Here is a 15,304-nt window from a genome sequence, read left to right on the forward strand (position 1 = left end):
ACAGTCCAATAAACATCATTGGACTGTCTTATTTAAGTTCTGTTCAATTTTTTTATATTTGAGGTACATTGCAATACGCCACGGCACTATCATGCTGAACGCCAGCAGGAAGAACATACCGGCCAGCTCACCTGGATGAATCGTACTGCTGAGAAAATATTTCATAACAGAACGGATGACCAGTAATGTAATTAAAATGACAGGAAACAATTTAGAGCGTTTCATATAGATCTTGCCGGCATTCACTTCAAAATTAGATGTATAAATAAGAAACAGAGAGAAAAACATGCCGACAATAACAGCCTCCAGAATTTCCATAGGTGTTAATCTGAAATAAGGAACGACATACATCAATGCCCCGGTAGACATAAAGACCGGCGGCAGAATAATCTTTTTTACATTTGTCGGATACTTCTGTGCTTTCATTCTTACCACAATAACGATAAGTCCCATGCACACTGCAACAATCATTGAGAATATGACGTACATATTAAATCCCCCAGTTGAATAATCTTGTAATTTCAACTAATAAATCAAAAAACAGCAGCAGTCCCATAATAATCATGATGGCGCCACCTACTTTCATCAGTGTCTGACTATACATTCTGATGAATTTCAGCTTCGTGATGAAGAACGTCAATAAGAAAAAAGGAATACAGAAACCTAGAACATATAAAATCATATAGAATAGCGCCAATGATTGATTCGACAATGCTAGCGATATGATTGAACCTACTATAGGTCCCATACAAGGCGTCCATCCTGCGGCAAAAGCAATCCCGATAATGAGAGAACCTAAATAACCGCCTGGTCGATTTTTGAAACTGATTTTTTTGTCTGCCATCAGAAACTCAGGCTTGAACAGTCCGAGCGTTATCAGACCGAAAACCACCATCAATAAGCCACCAACCATTCTAATGGTGTCATTATAGTCCTGTAGAAATGAACTGACAAACCCAATACCGACACCAAAAGAGATATAGACGATTGAAAAACCGATAAGAAACAGCAATGTATGTAATATCGCCTTACGATTAATCTGTCCTTCCTGTAATTCATCAAAAGAAACACCTGTAATATAAGAAAGAAAGGCCGGATAAATCGGCAGCACGCACGGCGATATAAAACTGAGAAGCCCAGCTCCAAAAGCCAGCGCCATTGTAACATCACCCATAAAAATCACTCCATTCCTTTCTATATTAGCAAAATTAGCTGCCGAATAAAGATGCATATTTGAACAGTTGATGACAAAAAACTCTTATCCAAAGGATAAGAGTTCAAGTTATTTCAAATTCTGATTCATGTTTTTATTCATCATTGTCATCATCTGATTGATTTTTTTCTGAGAGGGTTTCTGACCCATCTGCATCATCATCATACGTAACATTTCTTCATTAATGGGCGGGTTTTTCTTTAAATAATCCATCATATATTTACGTGCAAAGTAAAAACCAGCTGCTGCCCCTGCTGCTGCTGCAAGAATAATTAATAAAATCCAGATCCAAGTTTCCATTCTTTCACCCACTTTCTCATTCTTCTCAAATTTTACTAGAATAAAAGCCATTAATCAACCACAAAAATACTACCGGTCACCCGGTAGTATGATAGGCAGTATTAAAAATGACTCAATATTTCTTTAACGACATTTTCTTTAGTGAAGCCGTATTTCTCCATAACGACATCACCAGGCGCACTCGCACCAAATCGGTCGATACCTATGACGAGACCATCAAGTCCGACATATTTATACCAGCCATCTGTTGCACCCATTTCAATCGCAATACGCTTTGTCAGTTCGCGTGGCAGTACTTCTGCCTTATAATCTGCGTCCTGTCTGTCAAACATATTGAGGTTAGGCATGGACACCACTTGTACACCTTTGCCTTGTGCTTCAAGCATCTTACCTGCTTCAACAGCAAGTGACACTTCTGAGCCCGTTGCAACAATAAGGTATTCAGGTTGTTCTGACTGATAGACAATATAACCACCGCGGCGTACGCCGTCTTCCAGCACATCCTCTGCTACATCGAGTGCAGGCAGGTTCTGACGTGTTAAGACAAGTGCTGTTGGATCTTTTTTAGATTCCATCGCTATTTTCCATGCTACACGTGTTTCATTACCATCAGCTGGACGGAAAAGATTGAGATATGGCATTGCACGGAGACCTGCTAACTGCTCAATTGGTTCATGTGTCGGTCCATCTTCACCTACTGCAATTGAATCATGTGTAAAGATGTATGTTGATGGCACTCCCATCAGAGCCGCCAGACGAAGTGCAGGCTTCAAGTAGTCACTAAAGACAAAGAAAGTAGCTCCATAAGGTTTTACACCGCCGTGCGCTGCCATACCATTAATCATGGCACCCATTGCAAATTCGCGGACACCGAACCAGATATTGCGCCCTTCTGGTGTATCAGCCGAAAAGTCCGTTTCTTCTTTAATATTAGATTTATTTGAAGAAGCTAAATCAGCAGAACCACCGAACAGCTGAGGTACAGATTGTGATAATGACTGCAACACCTGGCTGGACGTATTACGTGTCGCATCTTCCGTACCGACCTCAAAGTGAGGCAATTCATCTGCGTAATGATCGCTCAAGCGATTATCAATCGCCGCCTGCAGCTCTTCACCAAGTTCCGGATATTGCGCTTTATATTCTTTTAACCTTTCGTGCCATGCTGCTTCTTTCTCATTCGCACGTTTTAGCATCGTATTCCGGAAGATTTCATACACTTCTTCCGGCACGTGGAAAGTCTGTTCAGGATCCAGTCCGTAATTCTCAAGTGCAAGTTTACGTTCATCAGCGCCCAGTGGTGAACCATGTACGCCATTTGTTCCCTGTTTATTAGGTGCCCCGTAGCCGATTACTGTTTTCACTTCAATCATTGTGGGACGGTCAGCTGATTTAGCCTGGTTTATCGCTTTATCAATCGCTTCGATATCGTTACCATCTTCAATGAGGATATGCTGCCAGCCGTATGATTCAAAACGTCCTTTTATCTGTTCAGAGAAAGCTTTATCTAAATCGCCATCCAGTGAAATATCGTTGGAGTCATATAAAGCAATTAACTTATTTAATTTCAGGTGACCTGCTAGAGACGCAGCTTCGTGAGAGATGCCTTCCATCAAATCGCCATCAGAAACGAGCACATAAGTAAAATGATCGACAATCTGATTTTCTTCTTTATTATATTTAGCAGCCAGATGTTTTTCTGCCATTGCCATACCGACACTCATCGCAAAACCTTGCCCAAGAGGGCCAGTCGTAATATCGACACCGTCTGTATGGTTGAACTCTGGATGTCCAGGTGTTTTTGATTCCCATTGACGGAATTGTTTTAGTTCCTCTAGTTCGAGTGCCCCTGAAACATGCAGTAATGAGTACAGGAGCGCCGAACCGTGACCTGCCGAAAGAACGAAACGGTCACGGTCGAAGAAGAATTTTGAACTCGGATTAAATCTAAGGTGTCTCGTCCAAAGTGTATAAGCCATTGGAGCTGCACCCATCGGTAAACCAGGATGTCCTGATTTCGCTTTTTCAATCTGGTCGATGCTTAAAGCACGTAATGTATCTATTGCAAGTTGGTCGTTCGTCATTGTTATACAACTCCATTCAAATTATTAATCTCTCAGATTGTTCTGTCGTTGAATCTCTTTTAATTTTTCAGGTGTTACATCGCTGCCATCAGGGTCCAGAACTTTAGTATTTTCAATTGTCTTCTTAAAGCTGTTCCGGAAGTTTGAAAGATATTCAGCACGAAGGCTTGTTTGTTCCTTGCCCTCCTCCTCCGATAATCCTGATGACTTTTTCTTATTAGAGAGCTCATTTAATCTTTTCAACTTATGTTCTTCTAACATCTATCTCACCCTTTCATTTATTAAGATATCAGAAGTATGCGCTTAATTCCAACTGTAGCGCTTTTGAACAATAAAAAAACGTCTGACAGAAGTCAGACGTAGATATCACCGGACAATACCCAACACTTCTCCATTCATGGTGGCGGAATGCGCGTTCGTATTTTGTACAGTCGTATTCTCTGTGTTGGTGGATTGACCGACAGAGTTAACAAGCGGTTTTTCATAAAGTGCATTTGATTGAGCCATATATATAATGCCAAAGGTACCCATCATTAAAAAGAAGAATAAATACATTAAAAAGTCTTTAGAAAGTCTGATAGTCATGTTATTTCCCTCCGGAACATTTGTTTGTATTTAAAGAATAACAGAACGTTTGTTCGTTGTCAATAACTATACGAACAAACGTTTGTTAGACCCGAACAAATATGCTATAATACTGTTAGAACAAACACTAAGGAGTGTTCTCATGAAAGAATTAACTAAAAGACAACAAGAAATATATGAATATTTACAGCATATTGTATCAACTAAAGGTTATCCACCCAGTGTAAGAGAAATCGGTGAAGCAGTCGGACTCGCTTCCAGCTCCACCGTTCATGGCCATTTATCAAGGCTTGAAGAAAAAGGCTATATTAAACGTGACCCGACTAAACCCCGTGCAATAGAAATCGTCAATACGACACCTGCTTCTGCTTTATTAGAAGAAACGATCATGGTGCCGATTGTAGGTAAAGTGACAGCAGGACTGCCCATCACTGCAGTTGAAAATGTAGAACAGTATTTTCCACTGCCTTCTCATTTCACTTCCAGCCATAACAGCGACATCTTTATTCTGGAAGTTGTAGGAGAAAGTATGATAGAAGCTGGTATCCTTGACCGGGATAAAGTCATTGTAAGACGCCAATCAATCGCAGAGAATGGAGATATTATCGTAGCGATGACTGAAGAAGACGAAGCAACAGTCAAGCGTTTCTATAAAGAAAGTAATCGCTATCGTCTGCAGCCTGAAAATTCTTCAATGTCACCTATCTATCTTGATAAAGTCACTGTATTAGGAAAAGTAGTCGGCCTGTTCCGCGAATTTTAACCATTTAAAAAGAGTCATGCCAGCCAGCATGACTCTTTGTTTTATTTACGCCCAAGAATTTCTTTAACCTGCTCTAATATATCTTTGCGTTCACTTTTATCTTGTTTCATTTCCCATTCCTCGTTTCTATTTTTTTATACCCATCATTCTCATTGAATAAACTGTGAAAAATGAGGGTATGAATAAATAAATCATAACTTTAAAGGAGAATGAATATGACAATTGATTATAACTGGGTAAAAAATGAGCGTCAGAATGTCTTAGCACAAATCAGTAATTTAAGTGAGTCTGAATTCTCATATAACTTCGGTTTTGGGGAAGGCAGCATTAAACGGTCATTACTTGCCATCGCTGACGGATACAGACCTTTGTTAAAAGAAAATAAAGGATTTAGTGCTTCGCTGGAAAACTTCCGTGAGAATGAACATACATTGTCACTTGAAGATGTTAAACAGTATTTTCATCAGATTGATGACCATATCAATAGTCGTGGGCACAATATCGATGAATCAATCGCGCAGGAATTCCGACGACTTGGTCATATTGATATCATGCTGCATATCATCGATCAGGAAGACCACCGTATTGCTGAAAGAACAAATAGTCGTAAAAAAGTGACAGAACGTCTTAATATGACGATTACACGTCTCTAAAAAAGACTGATGGCAAATGCCATCAGTCTTTTTAATGTAGATTGATAAGTGGGACGCTTGATTTTATCACTTGATTTGACACAATAATCTGTTTCAATTCATCTGCGATATCAAGCTGATCTAGGTGATCAAATGATAACCAGACAAAAGGTTTTTTAACTTTGAATTCATCATGATTCCTGACATTAAATACAAATGAGGTCGCATTCACCTGCGTCGTTGAAAAGAACCCTTTAACTTCTGCCAGATCTTCTACTACAAATAAAATACCGCCTACTTTAAGTTGTTTATGTAAGCCTGCTGCAAAATGGCTGGCACTTTGCTGAATAGACTGATTTGTCTTTTTAGCGATGGATGGCAGCTTCATTCTCTTATCGCCTGTATCCTGCACCAGTATATTTTCTTCTGTTGTGATCAGTAATGATGAAAATATCTTATCTTTAGCCATAAACTCTCCTATTTCTCTGTTATATAATTTTCAGTATAATATGGTACTTGCTTTTCATTGAACGCCACACCGATTCCAACACTTTTATATGACGTCATCAAAATATTGGCTCGATGTCCCTCCGAATTCATTAAGCCATGATGTGCTTCAATTGGAGAAACTTGTCCGGCAGCCAGGTTCTCACCTGCTCTTTTATACTGGTTGCCGTCTGATGTCATACGATCAAAAGGTGTTTCACCTTGAGGATTTGTATGATCAAAAAAATGATTGTCAGCCATATTTTGTGAATGCTGCAGAGCTGTTTTACTTATTTTATCATGATACTGAAGCACAGGTAAACCTCGCTTAACGCGACTCGCATTAATCAGCTCGTAATCCACCTGCTCATAACTTCTCGCTAATGTTTCAGTGGAAGCTGCATAATAGTGTTTTTTCTGATTAAAGTACCGTTCACTGACAATCATTAACGCATCGATACGTTTATCGTGCTGATCATAATAATAGGTGGACCGCACGTCCGCGTCCTCATAATTCAGAATATTTTCTTCAGAGAGATGGGCCCTATAATTCTTACCCTCTTCAACTGTTAATGGTTCACCTTTATCCTTTTTAAGCTCTTCCACACTGATATTGCCTATATAATTCGGGTCATTCGAATAAAGAGCAGCAACTTTATCGTCCAGATAGCCTATCATAACGAAATGCTTGTATGATTGATGATAGAGCGACCACTTGTCATTAAATTGATTATTCAAAGTCCTGACAGGTTTTCCAAGCAGCCTGTCTACTTCCTCATTTGTCATATTGAGCTTGATATTGCCTATATCAACAGACTTAACTTCAATTTGCTTCTTATCTGTCTGCTTTTTGATGAATTCCCTTGCACTGTCCTTAGCTTCCAAAGTCCATTCATCCGGTAACGTTAAAAATTTAAATGGAAAGATGAAGGCAAGAGCAAGTAATAGTATCAGTATGAGAAATTTCTTCAATTTGTCACCCCTAGAAAAGTAGACTTCATTATAGCATAATTTCTGTAGACAAAAAATACACGACACTTGGTCGTGTATCAGTTTAACGGTCTGCATCACCATTAAAAATAGAATTTTTAACAATCACATAATTGACTTTGCGGATAGATTCGAGATCCTTGCCACCCGCGTAAGAAATAGAAGACTGAAGATCCTGCTGCATTTCAATCAATGTATCATTCAAGGAACCTTTATGTTCTACAAACATCTTCTTGCCTTCAACATTCTTCTTCTCACCCTTCTGAAACTCTGAGGCACTACCGAAGTATTCCTTGTACAACTTGCCTTCAAGTTCCACTGTTTCACCGGGTGATTCCTCGTGTGCTGCAAAAAGTGAGCCAATCATAATCATTGAAGCACCGAAGCGAATAGATTTTGCGATATCACCGTGCGTACGGATACCTCCATCTGCGATAAGCGGTTTACGGGCTGCTTTTGCACACTGTTTGACTGCCGCCAGCTGCCAGCCACCTGTGCCAAAACCTGTCTTGATTTTCGTGATACAGACACGTCCTGGTCCAATTCCCACCTTCGTCGCATCAGCACCTGCATTCTCAAGTTCACGTACGGCTTCAGGTGTTCCGACATTACCTGCAATCAGGAATGTGTCAGGCAGATGGGTCTTAATATGTTTAATCATATTAATCACCTGATCGGAATGACCATGGGCAATATCAATCGTCATATATTCAGGCACTAAACCTTCATTCGCCAGCTGTTCAACAAAGTCATATTCGCCTGCTTTCACACCTACTGAAATAGAGGCAAAAAGCTGACTGGACTGCATTTTCTTAATAAAGGGAATACGTGCCGCTTCATCAAAACGGTGCATAATATAGAAATAATCATTTTTAGCAAACCACTCTGCTAATTCTTCATTCATAACAGTCTGCATATTAGCAGGCACGACCGGTATTTTAAACGTTCTAGGTCCAAACTGAATCGAAGTATCACATTCGCTTCTACTTGTCACAATACATTTGTTCGGGATTAACTGTATATCTTCATAATCAAATACTTCTTCCATCAAAAAACCTCTTTTCAAATATGAACTATAAAGCAGACTTAAATGTTCATTCGTCCAAGAGGTAATTTACATGTAATTCAGTTGTTTGTAAAGCGATTATTTATAAATTCAAAAATTATTCGTTTAATGCTTTGTCCAGTGACTCAATATTCTTTTTCATAATAGACTGATAGCTGACGTTTTTATCTTTCATATCATTATCAGTTAAAACAGCCATATTGTGAAATGGCAGTGATTCTGTTTCAGTTTTTTCTTTAATAATATCTGTAATTTTTGAAGGAATATTTTGTTCATACAAAATATAAGGTGCATTCAGTTCATTAATTTGATTGATAAGTGAAACAATTTCTCTTTGTGAAGGTTCGTCATTGTTCATACCAGATACACCTTCTTGCTTGAAGCCGTATCTATTAGCAAGATATCCCAGTGAATCGTGTGAAATATAAACAGTGTCACGTTTAGGATTTTTAGTGATATCTTTCAGTTGCTGGTCGATTCCAACAATATCCTTCGCTAATTTAGCATAGTTTTTCTCATAATCTGCTTTATGATCTGGATCTTCTTTAACAAGGCGGTCTTTAATTTGCTCAGCAAATGCTTTATCCATCACTGGATCAAGCCAGACATGCGGATCATGTGCACTTTCAGCATGCTCGTGTTCATGTTCATGTTCGTGATCATGTCCCTCCTCGTGGTCGTGATCATGTTCAAGCAGCTGATTCTCTTTAATAGCTTTAGCAACAGGCAGTGTTTTTTCATTTTTTACAGTTTTAGCAATTTTAGCAGCAACCGGATCCAGTTCATCGCTTGAGTAAATGAATAAATCACCTTTCGCGACATTTAAAGTATCCTTCTGTGTCGGTTCGAACGTGTGTATGTCAATACCGTTCGGATAAATGCTCTCAACATCAACGTGCTCCCCGCCAATCTGTTCAGTCATGGATTTAAAAGGAAAAACAGTCGTATAAACCTTTAATTTGCCGTTATCTTCGTTCTTATTACCACAGCCAGCAAGAACAATTAACAGGGCTGCTATCATCATTACTATTTTCTTCATCTTTACATCTCCTAATCGTAATCATTTCGATATATAATATTAGACCTGATTTTAGAAAAATGCAATACTAAATCAATAAATAGTATCGCTTTAACGCGTCGAAGTTTTTAAGCGTTAAAACTTTTGCTTGCTAAATCAGTTTAACCGTTATAGAATCTAAGACATACTATTTTTGATTAAGGAAGTGAATGATATGGAAAAGAAAGAGATGGATAGAGAACTCAAGACAAGACATATATCGATGATCGCAATCGGTGGTTCAATCGGTACGGGTCTTTTTATGGCCAGTGGAGCAATCGTCAGTCAGGCTGGTCCAGGAGGTGCTTTAGTTGCCTATATTTTAATCGGTATTATGATATATTTTCTGATGACTTCACTCGGGGAACTGGCTACTTTTTATCCTGTTTCCGGTTCATTCAGTGCCTATGCGGGCCGGTTTATAGATCCTGCTGCCGGCTTTACGGTGGGCTGGCTTTACTGGATAATCTGGTCACTGGTCGCGAGTATTGATATCATTACAGCTGCCAAAGTATTATCCTACTGGCAGATATTCGGTGGTATCAGTTCATTCGTATGGTGTCTGATATTCCTCGTGCTCCTTTTTCTGCTTAATGCTTTTTCAGTTAAATCATTCGGAGAAGCAGAATACTGGTTTTCTTTCATTAAGGTGGCTACCATCATCATCTTCCTTATCGCAGGATTACTGATGATATTCGGTATCGTAGGAGGTGATCCTGTTGGTCTGAGTAACTTCAGCATTAAAGAGGCGCCTTTTGTCAATGGCATAACCGGGCTGCTCGGCGTGCTCGTAGTAGCGGGCTTTTCATTCGGTGGAACAGAGGTCGTCGCTGTTACTGCAGGAGAATCAGATAACCCTAAAGAGTCAATGCCTAAAGCGATTAAACAGGTTTTCTGGCGTATCCTTTTCTTCTATATTGGTTCCATCTTTATCATCGGTGCTATACTGCCTTATACGGATCCGAGATTATTGAATGACGCTTCTGATGTCGCGATGAGCCCATTTACACTTGTTTTTGAGAAATTAGGCGTATTGTTCGCTGCTTCGATTATGAATGCAGTGATATTGACAGCTGTATTATCCGCGGGTAATTCAGGATTGTATGCGACAAGTCGTCTCCTTTATTCACTCAGTCAGGAAAAACAGGCACCTGCTTTCCTTGGCAGACTTAATAAACGAAATATGCCATTCAACGCACTTCTCCTCACTACTGTATTGATTATTTTGAGCATTATATACGCACACATTAATATGGGTGGGTATGCAAAACTGCTCAATATGCTAGGCACACTCGTATTGATAGTTTGGGTAATCAGTTCTATTAGTCAGTTGAGACTCAGACGTGCCATCAAAAAACAAAATAAAAATGTTAATGAACTGCTCACTTATAAAGCACCTCTATTCCCATTAGGAAATATCATTGTAATTGCAGCCATTATATTCCTGCTTATCGGACAATCATACTCAGATATCGTAGAACTCAACTGGTCAAAATTGACAGAGTCAGTGTTACCGATACTACTTGCTGCTGCCGCTTATATCATCTATAAGTTGCTACACCATACACGTATCGTAAAATTAGATGAAATGGATTTAAGTAAGTATCACATTAAAGACTAAAAAGCAGAGAACTGAAGTGACCCCCGAAAGTTAGACTTTTTGGAATGGAGAAATCCATTCCTTTTTTTATGCAGTTTTCAAACTTAGAGTTTTCTCTCTGAACCCTATCGGGCTCATCCAGTTCAATCTAGATTTAATGCGCTTATTATTGTAATACCATATATAGCTGTGGATTGCTTCTTCCAGCTGCTCATAGCTTTCGTATATTTTTCCATGGAACATCTTCTCCTTCAAGACACCGAAAAAGCTCTCCATAGGAGAATTGTCTAGACAGTTGCCCTTGCGTGACATACTTTGAAATATTCTGTTATCACTGAGTTTGCGTGTATACGCGGCCATCTGATACGCCCAGTCCTGATCACTGTGAAAAGTTCTCATGAATTCACATGCATCAGTCACTGCTATTGCCTCAGAAAGAGCTGACAGGATGGCTTCAGAATTGGGTCTTTTGGATATATGGTACGAGATGACCTCTCTGTTAAACAGATCCATGAACGGATCAAGGTAAAGCTTACCGATACAAACTTTACCGTTTTCAACCAGATAATGGTATTTGAACTCTGATGTATCAGTCGTTATCTTTTGATAGGGGATGCATGTATCAAACCGACGGTTTACCAGATTATCAGCGATACGTCCAATCGTTCCTTTGTAAGAAGAATATCTTCTGCTTTTTCTTGTGAATGAGATAGATTTCAGCTTTAATTTAAGCATGATTCTTTGAACTTTCTTATGGTTAATCAGGTAGCTTCTCCTTCTCAGCTCGCCTGTAATCCTTCTGTACCCATAGTTCCCATCATTTTCTTCGAAAATCTTCTTTATCTCATCTTCTATCTCCTGGTCTTCATTTTCTTTATCAAACTGTTTCTGCCAGTACATATATGTCGCCTTCGGAAAATTTAGTGCTTCAAGGATAACCTTTAATCTGAATTCTTTTCTGAGTTCCTTAATGACCCGTGATTCGATTTTAGAAGTCGGCTCGGTATACTTATCCCTGAAGCTTTCAACTTTTTTATATAGGCCAGCTCAGCTCTAAGGAGTTCATTCTCGCGTTCAAGGTTTTTGACATAGTCAGTTTTACGCTTATCAAGTTTCTTCGGTTTATTCATCAATGGACGTCCTTTCCTCTTTTCAGTCAATCCATCTATACCATGTCTGCGAAAAGCAATTCTCCAGGCGGCGATAAGAGACGGATTATTGATGCGGAATTTGGCGGAGGTGATGGTCAGTGAAGCATCATTTTCCCTCATCCATCTCAGTATAGCAATTTTATCTTCCAAACTATATTTCGTTCTTGTTTTTTTACGTTCCAGTCCTACTATGCCGGAGGCACAGTAGGCCAGATACCATTTTCGAACCATTGAATGACCAATTCCATGGCGTTCACCAATTATTTGATATCCTTCTAGACCATTGATATATTCATTTACTACTTTCAGCTTGAATTCCAGATCATATTTAGCCAAATAAAAACACCCCAACGTTAGATTTTAGGTCTAACTTTTGGGGTGCAGTACAAACTGACTGTCAGTTCTCTGCCTTTTAGTTTATAATTAAAGAAAAATAAAGACACGGGAGGTCACTATGATTAATGGACAATTCAATATTTTCGATGATGTACTGAAAGAACATGAGACTTTCGTTATTGTCGTTCAAGGCGTCTATAATAAAAATGGCCTTTTGATCAAGAAGATACTTCGTGAATATCCAAGCCTTGATCAAAAGGCCATGCAACGTCTGTTCAGTCATCTTAAAGATCAGTATTTAACAGAGCCGTTTGATGAGGATATGGTATTTTATGATATTACCGTCTACACAAACGAAGATTATGCAGCTGACCATATTTATGCGCATACTAAACGTCATCGTCATCCGGGAGACGAATGGACACATACTAGTAAATAAGAGGCAGCTGCCTCTTATTTTTTATGGATCATTATGTTATCAATCAGTCGTGCTTTGCTGAATTTAACTGCGAGTGATATAAAGCAACTATCTGTTATCTCGTCTGCCTGAGTAAGCGCAGGATAATGATATATCGCAATTTCGTCCACCTGTCCTGTCGTCTGTTCGGTCAGATAGTGAGTCATTTTATCTATAATGACCGAACTTTTAATTTCTCCCTCAGCAATCATCTGACGCGCGAGCTGAAGACTTTTATATAAATGGACTGCCTGTTGCCTTTCCTCTATCGTCAAATAAACATTGCGTGAACTCTTAGAAAGCCCGTCCTCTTCTCTTACAATATCGACGCCCACAATCTGAATCGCATGATTGAAGTCGTTGACCATCGCCTCAATAATGGTCAGTTGCTGTGCATCTTTACGACCGAAGTAAGCACGGGACGGCTGAACAATATTAAATAACTTGTTGACGACTGTGACGACCCCGTCAAAATGGCCAGGTCTTTTAGATCCTTCAAGAACACTGGCTAGCCTTCCGACGTGGAGTGTCACCTGTCTATCAGTCGGATACATCTCTTCCACACCAGGATGAAATAAATAATCAACGCCTACTGACTCAGCATGTGAAAAATCCATATCCAGCTGTCTTGGATATGATTCGTAATCCTCACCCGGTCCAAATTGAAGCGGATTAACAAATACACTTGCCACTGTAACATCATTCTCATTCTTAGCTTGTGTCATCAACGTCAGATGTCCTTCATGCAGCGCACCCATTGTAGGGATGAAACCAATCGTTTTACCTTGTGAACGGATTGATTGAGCGAGATCGCTCATTTCTCTGATCGTCTCGATTAACTTAGTCATTATGTTCACCCAAAACCTTTATCTGATAAGTATATGTTTCGTCCGGAAATTGTCCGTTCCTTACTTCTTCGTGAAACTGCTTCAGCGACTGTACACCCGTTGAGAAATCACCATAAATTTTAACGAATTTCGGCTTACGTTCAGTGCCGTATTGCAGGACATCATGATAGACCAGTACCTGACCATCAGTATCAATGCCTGCTCCGATGCCGATAACCGGAATGGTTAATGTCTGACTGATAAGAGCAGCTAAATCACTCGGGATAGCTTCCAGAACAAGCATAACAGCACCTGCTGCTTCAGCACGTTTAGCATCATTCATCAGCTGCCGGGCTGTTTCTTCAGACTGCGCTTGTACACTGTAACCCATAATACCTACGCTTTGTGGTGTAAGACCCAGATGAGAAACAACAGGAATTCCAATCTGCTGACATTTTCTGATCAGTTCAAAGTGCTGACCTTCAATTTTAATCGCTTGCGCATGTGTTGTCCGATACAACTTAATTGCATTTTTCATATCATCCTGCATGCTAGCACCTACACTGCCAAATGGCATATCAACGACCACAAATGTTTCTGGAGCACCACGTCTCACAGCTCTAGCATGATGTATCATATCTTCAAGTGTCACTGACACGGTGCTTTCATAGCCGAGAACAGTCATTCCTAAGCTATCTCCTACTAGAATTGTATCAATGCCTGCCGCTTCGACCTGTTTTGCACTTGGGTAATCATAAGCGGTCACCATAGAAAGTTTAATGCCATCATGTTTCATTTCCATTAAATCTTTAATATTTTTCATCGTCCCTACTTCCTTCCGCTAGGTTGCATTTATTATAATCAAGTATGAGTAAACTGACTACTAAAAAAAGGAGTGTCCCATGACAAATTTTGCAGTTATTGGCCCAGGCGCAGTAGGCAGTGTCATTGCACTTGAATTATTGAAGGCAGGTCTTGATGTTAAATTGTTCGGCAGACAGGAGCAGCAGGTTGTAGTAAAACAGACGAAACTGAATGTAACAAGCCTAGTCGTCAATCAACAGAAATTCGATTATATCTTTATTGCCATTAAAGTGACAAAGAATCATGAGATTACTGAAGCACTGCGTAAAATGACGCATCATCACACAATCATTATTGTCTGTCAGAATGGTATGGGTCAGCTGACAGATTTCAATATGGCAGCTGCCTTTCAGGCAGCAGTTTATATAAGCGGCCAGAAAAAAGGGGATGTAGTGACCCATTTCCGCGACCAAACATTGATACTACCCGATTATCCAGCTATGCATGACTTAAAAAAACATCTTTCTCAATCCACCATAGAAATTGTCATCAGCGAGGGTCAAAGAACTATTCTCTGGTACAAAATGTTAGTCAATCTAGGCATCAACACCGTCACAGCGCTGTCAAAGAATACGACAGCTATTATGGAGCTTGAGAATATTCAGCAACTGGTTAGAAACCTGCTGCATGAAGGTGTCCAAATTGCCAATGCCGATGGTGAAAATTTTAGCGAAGCTACGATTGATGAAATTATGGAAATATATAAAGGATACCCTGCGGATATGGGCACCAGTATGTATTACGATGCACTGAATGACCGCAAACTGGAATATGATTTTATACAGGGACAGTTTCACCAAATAGCCCGTGAAAATCATATCGATACACCTGTGCTGGACATATGCTGTACGCTCCTGACCGCTTATCAATATAAAAAATAGAGGATGCAGCTG

At 39.6% G+C, this 15,304-nt stretch carries 19 protein-coding genes; 5 read left to right on the forward strand and 14 right to left on the reverse strand.

The features are described from left to right. Window positions 1-15: 15 nt before the first annotated feature. The 6 genes from ERX37_RS03105 to ERX37_RS03130 all read right to left on the reverse strand — a co-directional run bounded on the left by ERX37_RS03105 (window position 16) and on the right by ERX37_RS03130 (window position 4,182). Complete coding sequence (locus ERX37_RS03105; RefSeq protein ID WP_133429175.1) at window positions 16-489, reverse strand: CcdC family protein; 474 nt, start codon at window positions 487-489, stop codon at window positions 16-18. A gap of 1 nt (window position 490) precedes the next feature. Next, window positions 491-1,174, reverse strand: coding sequence for a cytochrome c biogenesis CcdA family protein (locus ERX37_RS03110; RefSeq protein ID WP_133429176.1), 684 nt, complete (start codon window positions 1,172-1,174; stop codon window positions 491-493). 108 nt (window positions 1,175-1,282) lie between these two features. Continuing rightward, window positions 1,283-1,513, reverse strand: a complete 231-nt coding sequence (locus tag ERX37_RS03115; protein ID WP_133429663.1) for a YneF family protein — start codon at window positions 1,511-1,513, stop codon at window positions 1,283-1,285. A gap of 101 nt (window positions 1,514-1,614) precedes the next feature. Continuing rightward, complete coding sequence (gene tkt / locus ERX37_RS03120) at window positions 1,615-3,597, reverse strand: transketolase (RefSeq protein WP_133429177.1); 1,983 nt, start codon at window positions 3,595-3,597, stop codon at window positions 1,615-1,617. Window positions 3,598-3,621: 24 nt separating this feature from the next. Further along, window positions 3,622-3,858, reverse strand: coding sequence for a DUF896 domain-containing protein (locus tag ERX37_RS03125; RefSeq protein WP_133429178.1), 237 nt, complete (start codon window positions 3,856-3,858; stop codon window positions 3,622-3,624). Between the two features lie 105 nt (window positions 3,859-3,963). Next, window positions 3,964-4,182 carry a hypothetical protein gene (locus ERX37_RS03130; protein WP_133429179.1) on the reverse strand — a complete coding sequence of 73 codons (219 nt, stop codon included), beginning with the start codon at window positions 4,180-4,182 and terminating at the stop codon, window positions 3,964-3,966. A 142-nt stretch (window positions 4,183-4,324) separates the two neighbouring features. On the opposite strand from ERX37_RS03130, the gene lexA reads away from it, so the two are divergent. Together lexA and ERX37_RS03140 are read left to right on the forward strand one after the other, a co-directional pair. Next, on the forward strand, window positions 4,325-4,945 hold the full coding sequence (lexA, locus tag ERX37_RS03135) for a transcriptional repressor LexA (RefSeq protein WP_133429180.1): 621 nt from the start codon (window positions 4,325-4,327) through the stop codon (window positions 4,943-4,945). 215 nt (window positions 4,946-5,160) lie between these two features. Further along, a complete protein-coding gene (locus ERX37_RS03140) occupies window positions 5,161-5,598 on the forward strand; it encodes a hypothetical protein (protein WP_133429181.1) in 438 nt (145 codons plus the stop codon). A gap of 31 nt (window positions 5,599-5,629) precedes the next feature. Here the strand turns inward: ERX37_RS03140 and ERX37_RS03145 are convergent, their stop codons facing one another. The 4 genes from ERX37_RS03145 to ERX37_RS03160 all read right to left on the reverse strand — a co-directional run bounded on the left by ERX37_RS03145 (window position 5,630) and on the right by ERX37_RS03160 (window position 9,158). After that, window positions 5,630-6,046 carry a hypothetical protein gene (locus tag ERX37_RS03145; protein ID WP_133429182.1) on the reverse strand — a complete coding sequence of 139 codons (417 nt, stop codon included), beginning with the start codon at window positions 6,044-6,046 and terminating at the stop codon, window positions 5,630-5,632. Window positions 6,047-6,054: 8 nt separating this feature from the next. Then, on the reverse strand, window positions 6,055-7,035 hold the full coding sequence (locus ERX37_RS03150) for a CAP domain-containing protein (RefSeq protein ID WP_165981958.1): 981 nt from the start codon (window positions 7,033-7,035) through the stop codon (window positions 6,055-6,057). A gap of 82 nt (window positions 7,036-7,117) precedes the next feature. Next, window positions 7,118-8,101, reverse strand: coding sequence for a GMP reductase (gene guaC, locus ERX37_RS03155; protein ID WP_133429184.1), 984 nt, complete (start codon window positions 8,099-8,101; stop codon window positions 7,118-7,120). A gap of 115 nt (window positions 8,102-8,216) precedes the next feature. Next, window positions 8,217-9,158, reverse strand: a complete 942-nt coding sequence (locus ERX37_RS03160; protein WP_133429185.1) for a metal ABC transporter solute-binding protein, Zn/Mn family — start codon at window positions 9,156-9,158, stop codon at window positions 8,217-8,219. Between the two features lie 193 nt (window positions 9,159-9,351). On the opposite strand from ERX37_RS03160, the gene ERX37_RS03165 reads away from it, so the two are divergent. Then, entirely contained in the window at window positions 9,352-10,797 is a 1,446-nt protein-coding gene (locus ERX37_RS03165; RefSeq protein ID WP_133429186.1) for an amino acid permease, read from the forward strand. A 66-nt stretch (window positions 10,798-10,863) separates the two neighbouring features. On the opposite strand, the gene ERX37_RS03170 is transcribed toward ERX37_RS03165, so the two are convergent. After that, a complete protein-coding gene (locus ERX37_RS03170) occupies window positions 10,864-11,763 on the reverse strand; it encodes an IS3 family transposase (protein ID WP_133429187.1) in 900 nt (299 codons plus the stop codon). Further along, window positions 11,718-12,263 carry a transposase gene (locus ERX37_RS03175; protein ID WP_133429188.1) on the reverse strand — a complete coding sequence of 182 codons (546 nt, stop codon included), beginning with the start codon at window positions 12,261-12,263 and terminating at the stop codon, window positions 11,718-11,720. Before ERX37_RS03175 ends, ERX37_RS03170 begins: the two co-directional genes overlap by 46 nt. A 121-nt stretch (window positions 12,264-12,384) precedes the next feature. On the opposite strand from ERX37_RS03175, the gene ERX37_RS03180 reads away from it, so the two are divergent. Next, window positions 12,385-12,702, forward strand: coding sequence for a hypothetical protein (locus ERX37_RS03180; protein WP_165981976.1), 318 nt, complete (start codon window positions 12,385-12,387; stop codon window positions 12,700-12,702). Between the two features lie 14 nt (window positions 12,703-12,716). Here the strand turns inward: ERX37_RS03180 and panC are convergent, their stop codons facing one another. Both panC and panB read right to left on the reverse strand, forming a co-directional pair. Then, window positions 12,717-13,568, reverse strand: a complete 852-nt coding sequence (gene panC / locus ERX37_RS03185) for a pantoate--beta-alanine ligase (RefSeq protein ID WP_133429190.1) — start codon at window positions 13,566-13,568, stop codon at window positions 12,717-12,719. After that, the gene (panB, locus tag ERX37_RS03190; protein WP_133429191.1) at window positions 13,561-14,370 is read right to left on the reverse strand and encodes a 3-methyl-2-oxobutanoate hydroxymethyltransferase; all 810 of its coding nucleotides are present in this window, start codon (window positions 14,368-14,370) and stop codon (window positions 13,561-13,563) included. The genes panC and panB overlap by 8 nt, the downstream gene beginning before the upstream one ends. A 79-nt stretch (window positions 14,371-14,449) precedes the next feature. Between panB and ERX37_RS03195 the strand changes: the two genes are divergently transcribed. Then, a complete protein-coding gene (locus ERX37_RS03195; protein WP_133429192.1) occupies window positions 14,450-15,292 on the forward strand; it encodes an oxidoreductase in 843 nt (280 codons plus the stop codon). Window positions 15,293-15,304: the final 12 nt, after the last annotated feature.

Origin of the sequence: Macrococcus hajekii (assembly GCF_004359505.1) — a bacterium.
In the GTDB taxonomy this organism is placed as follows: Bacteria; Bacillota; Bacilli; order Staphylococcales; family Staphylococcaceae; genus Macrococcus; species Macrococcus hajekii.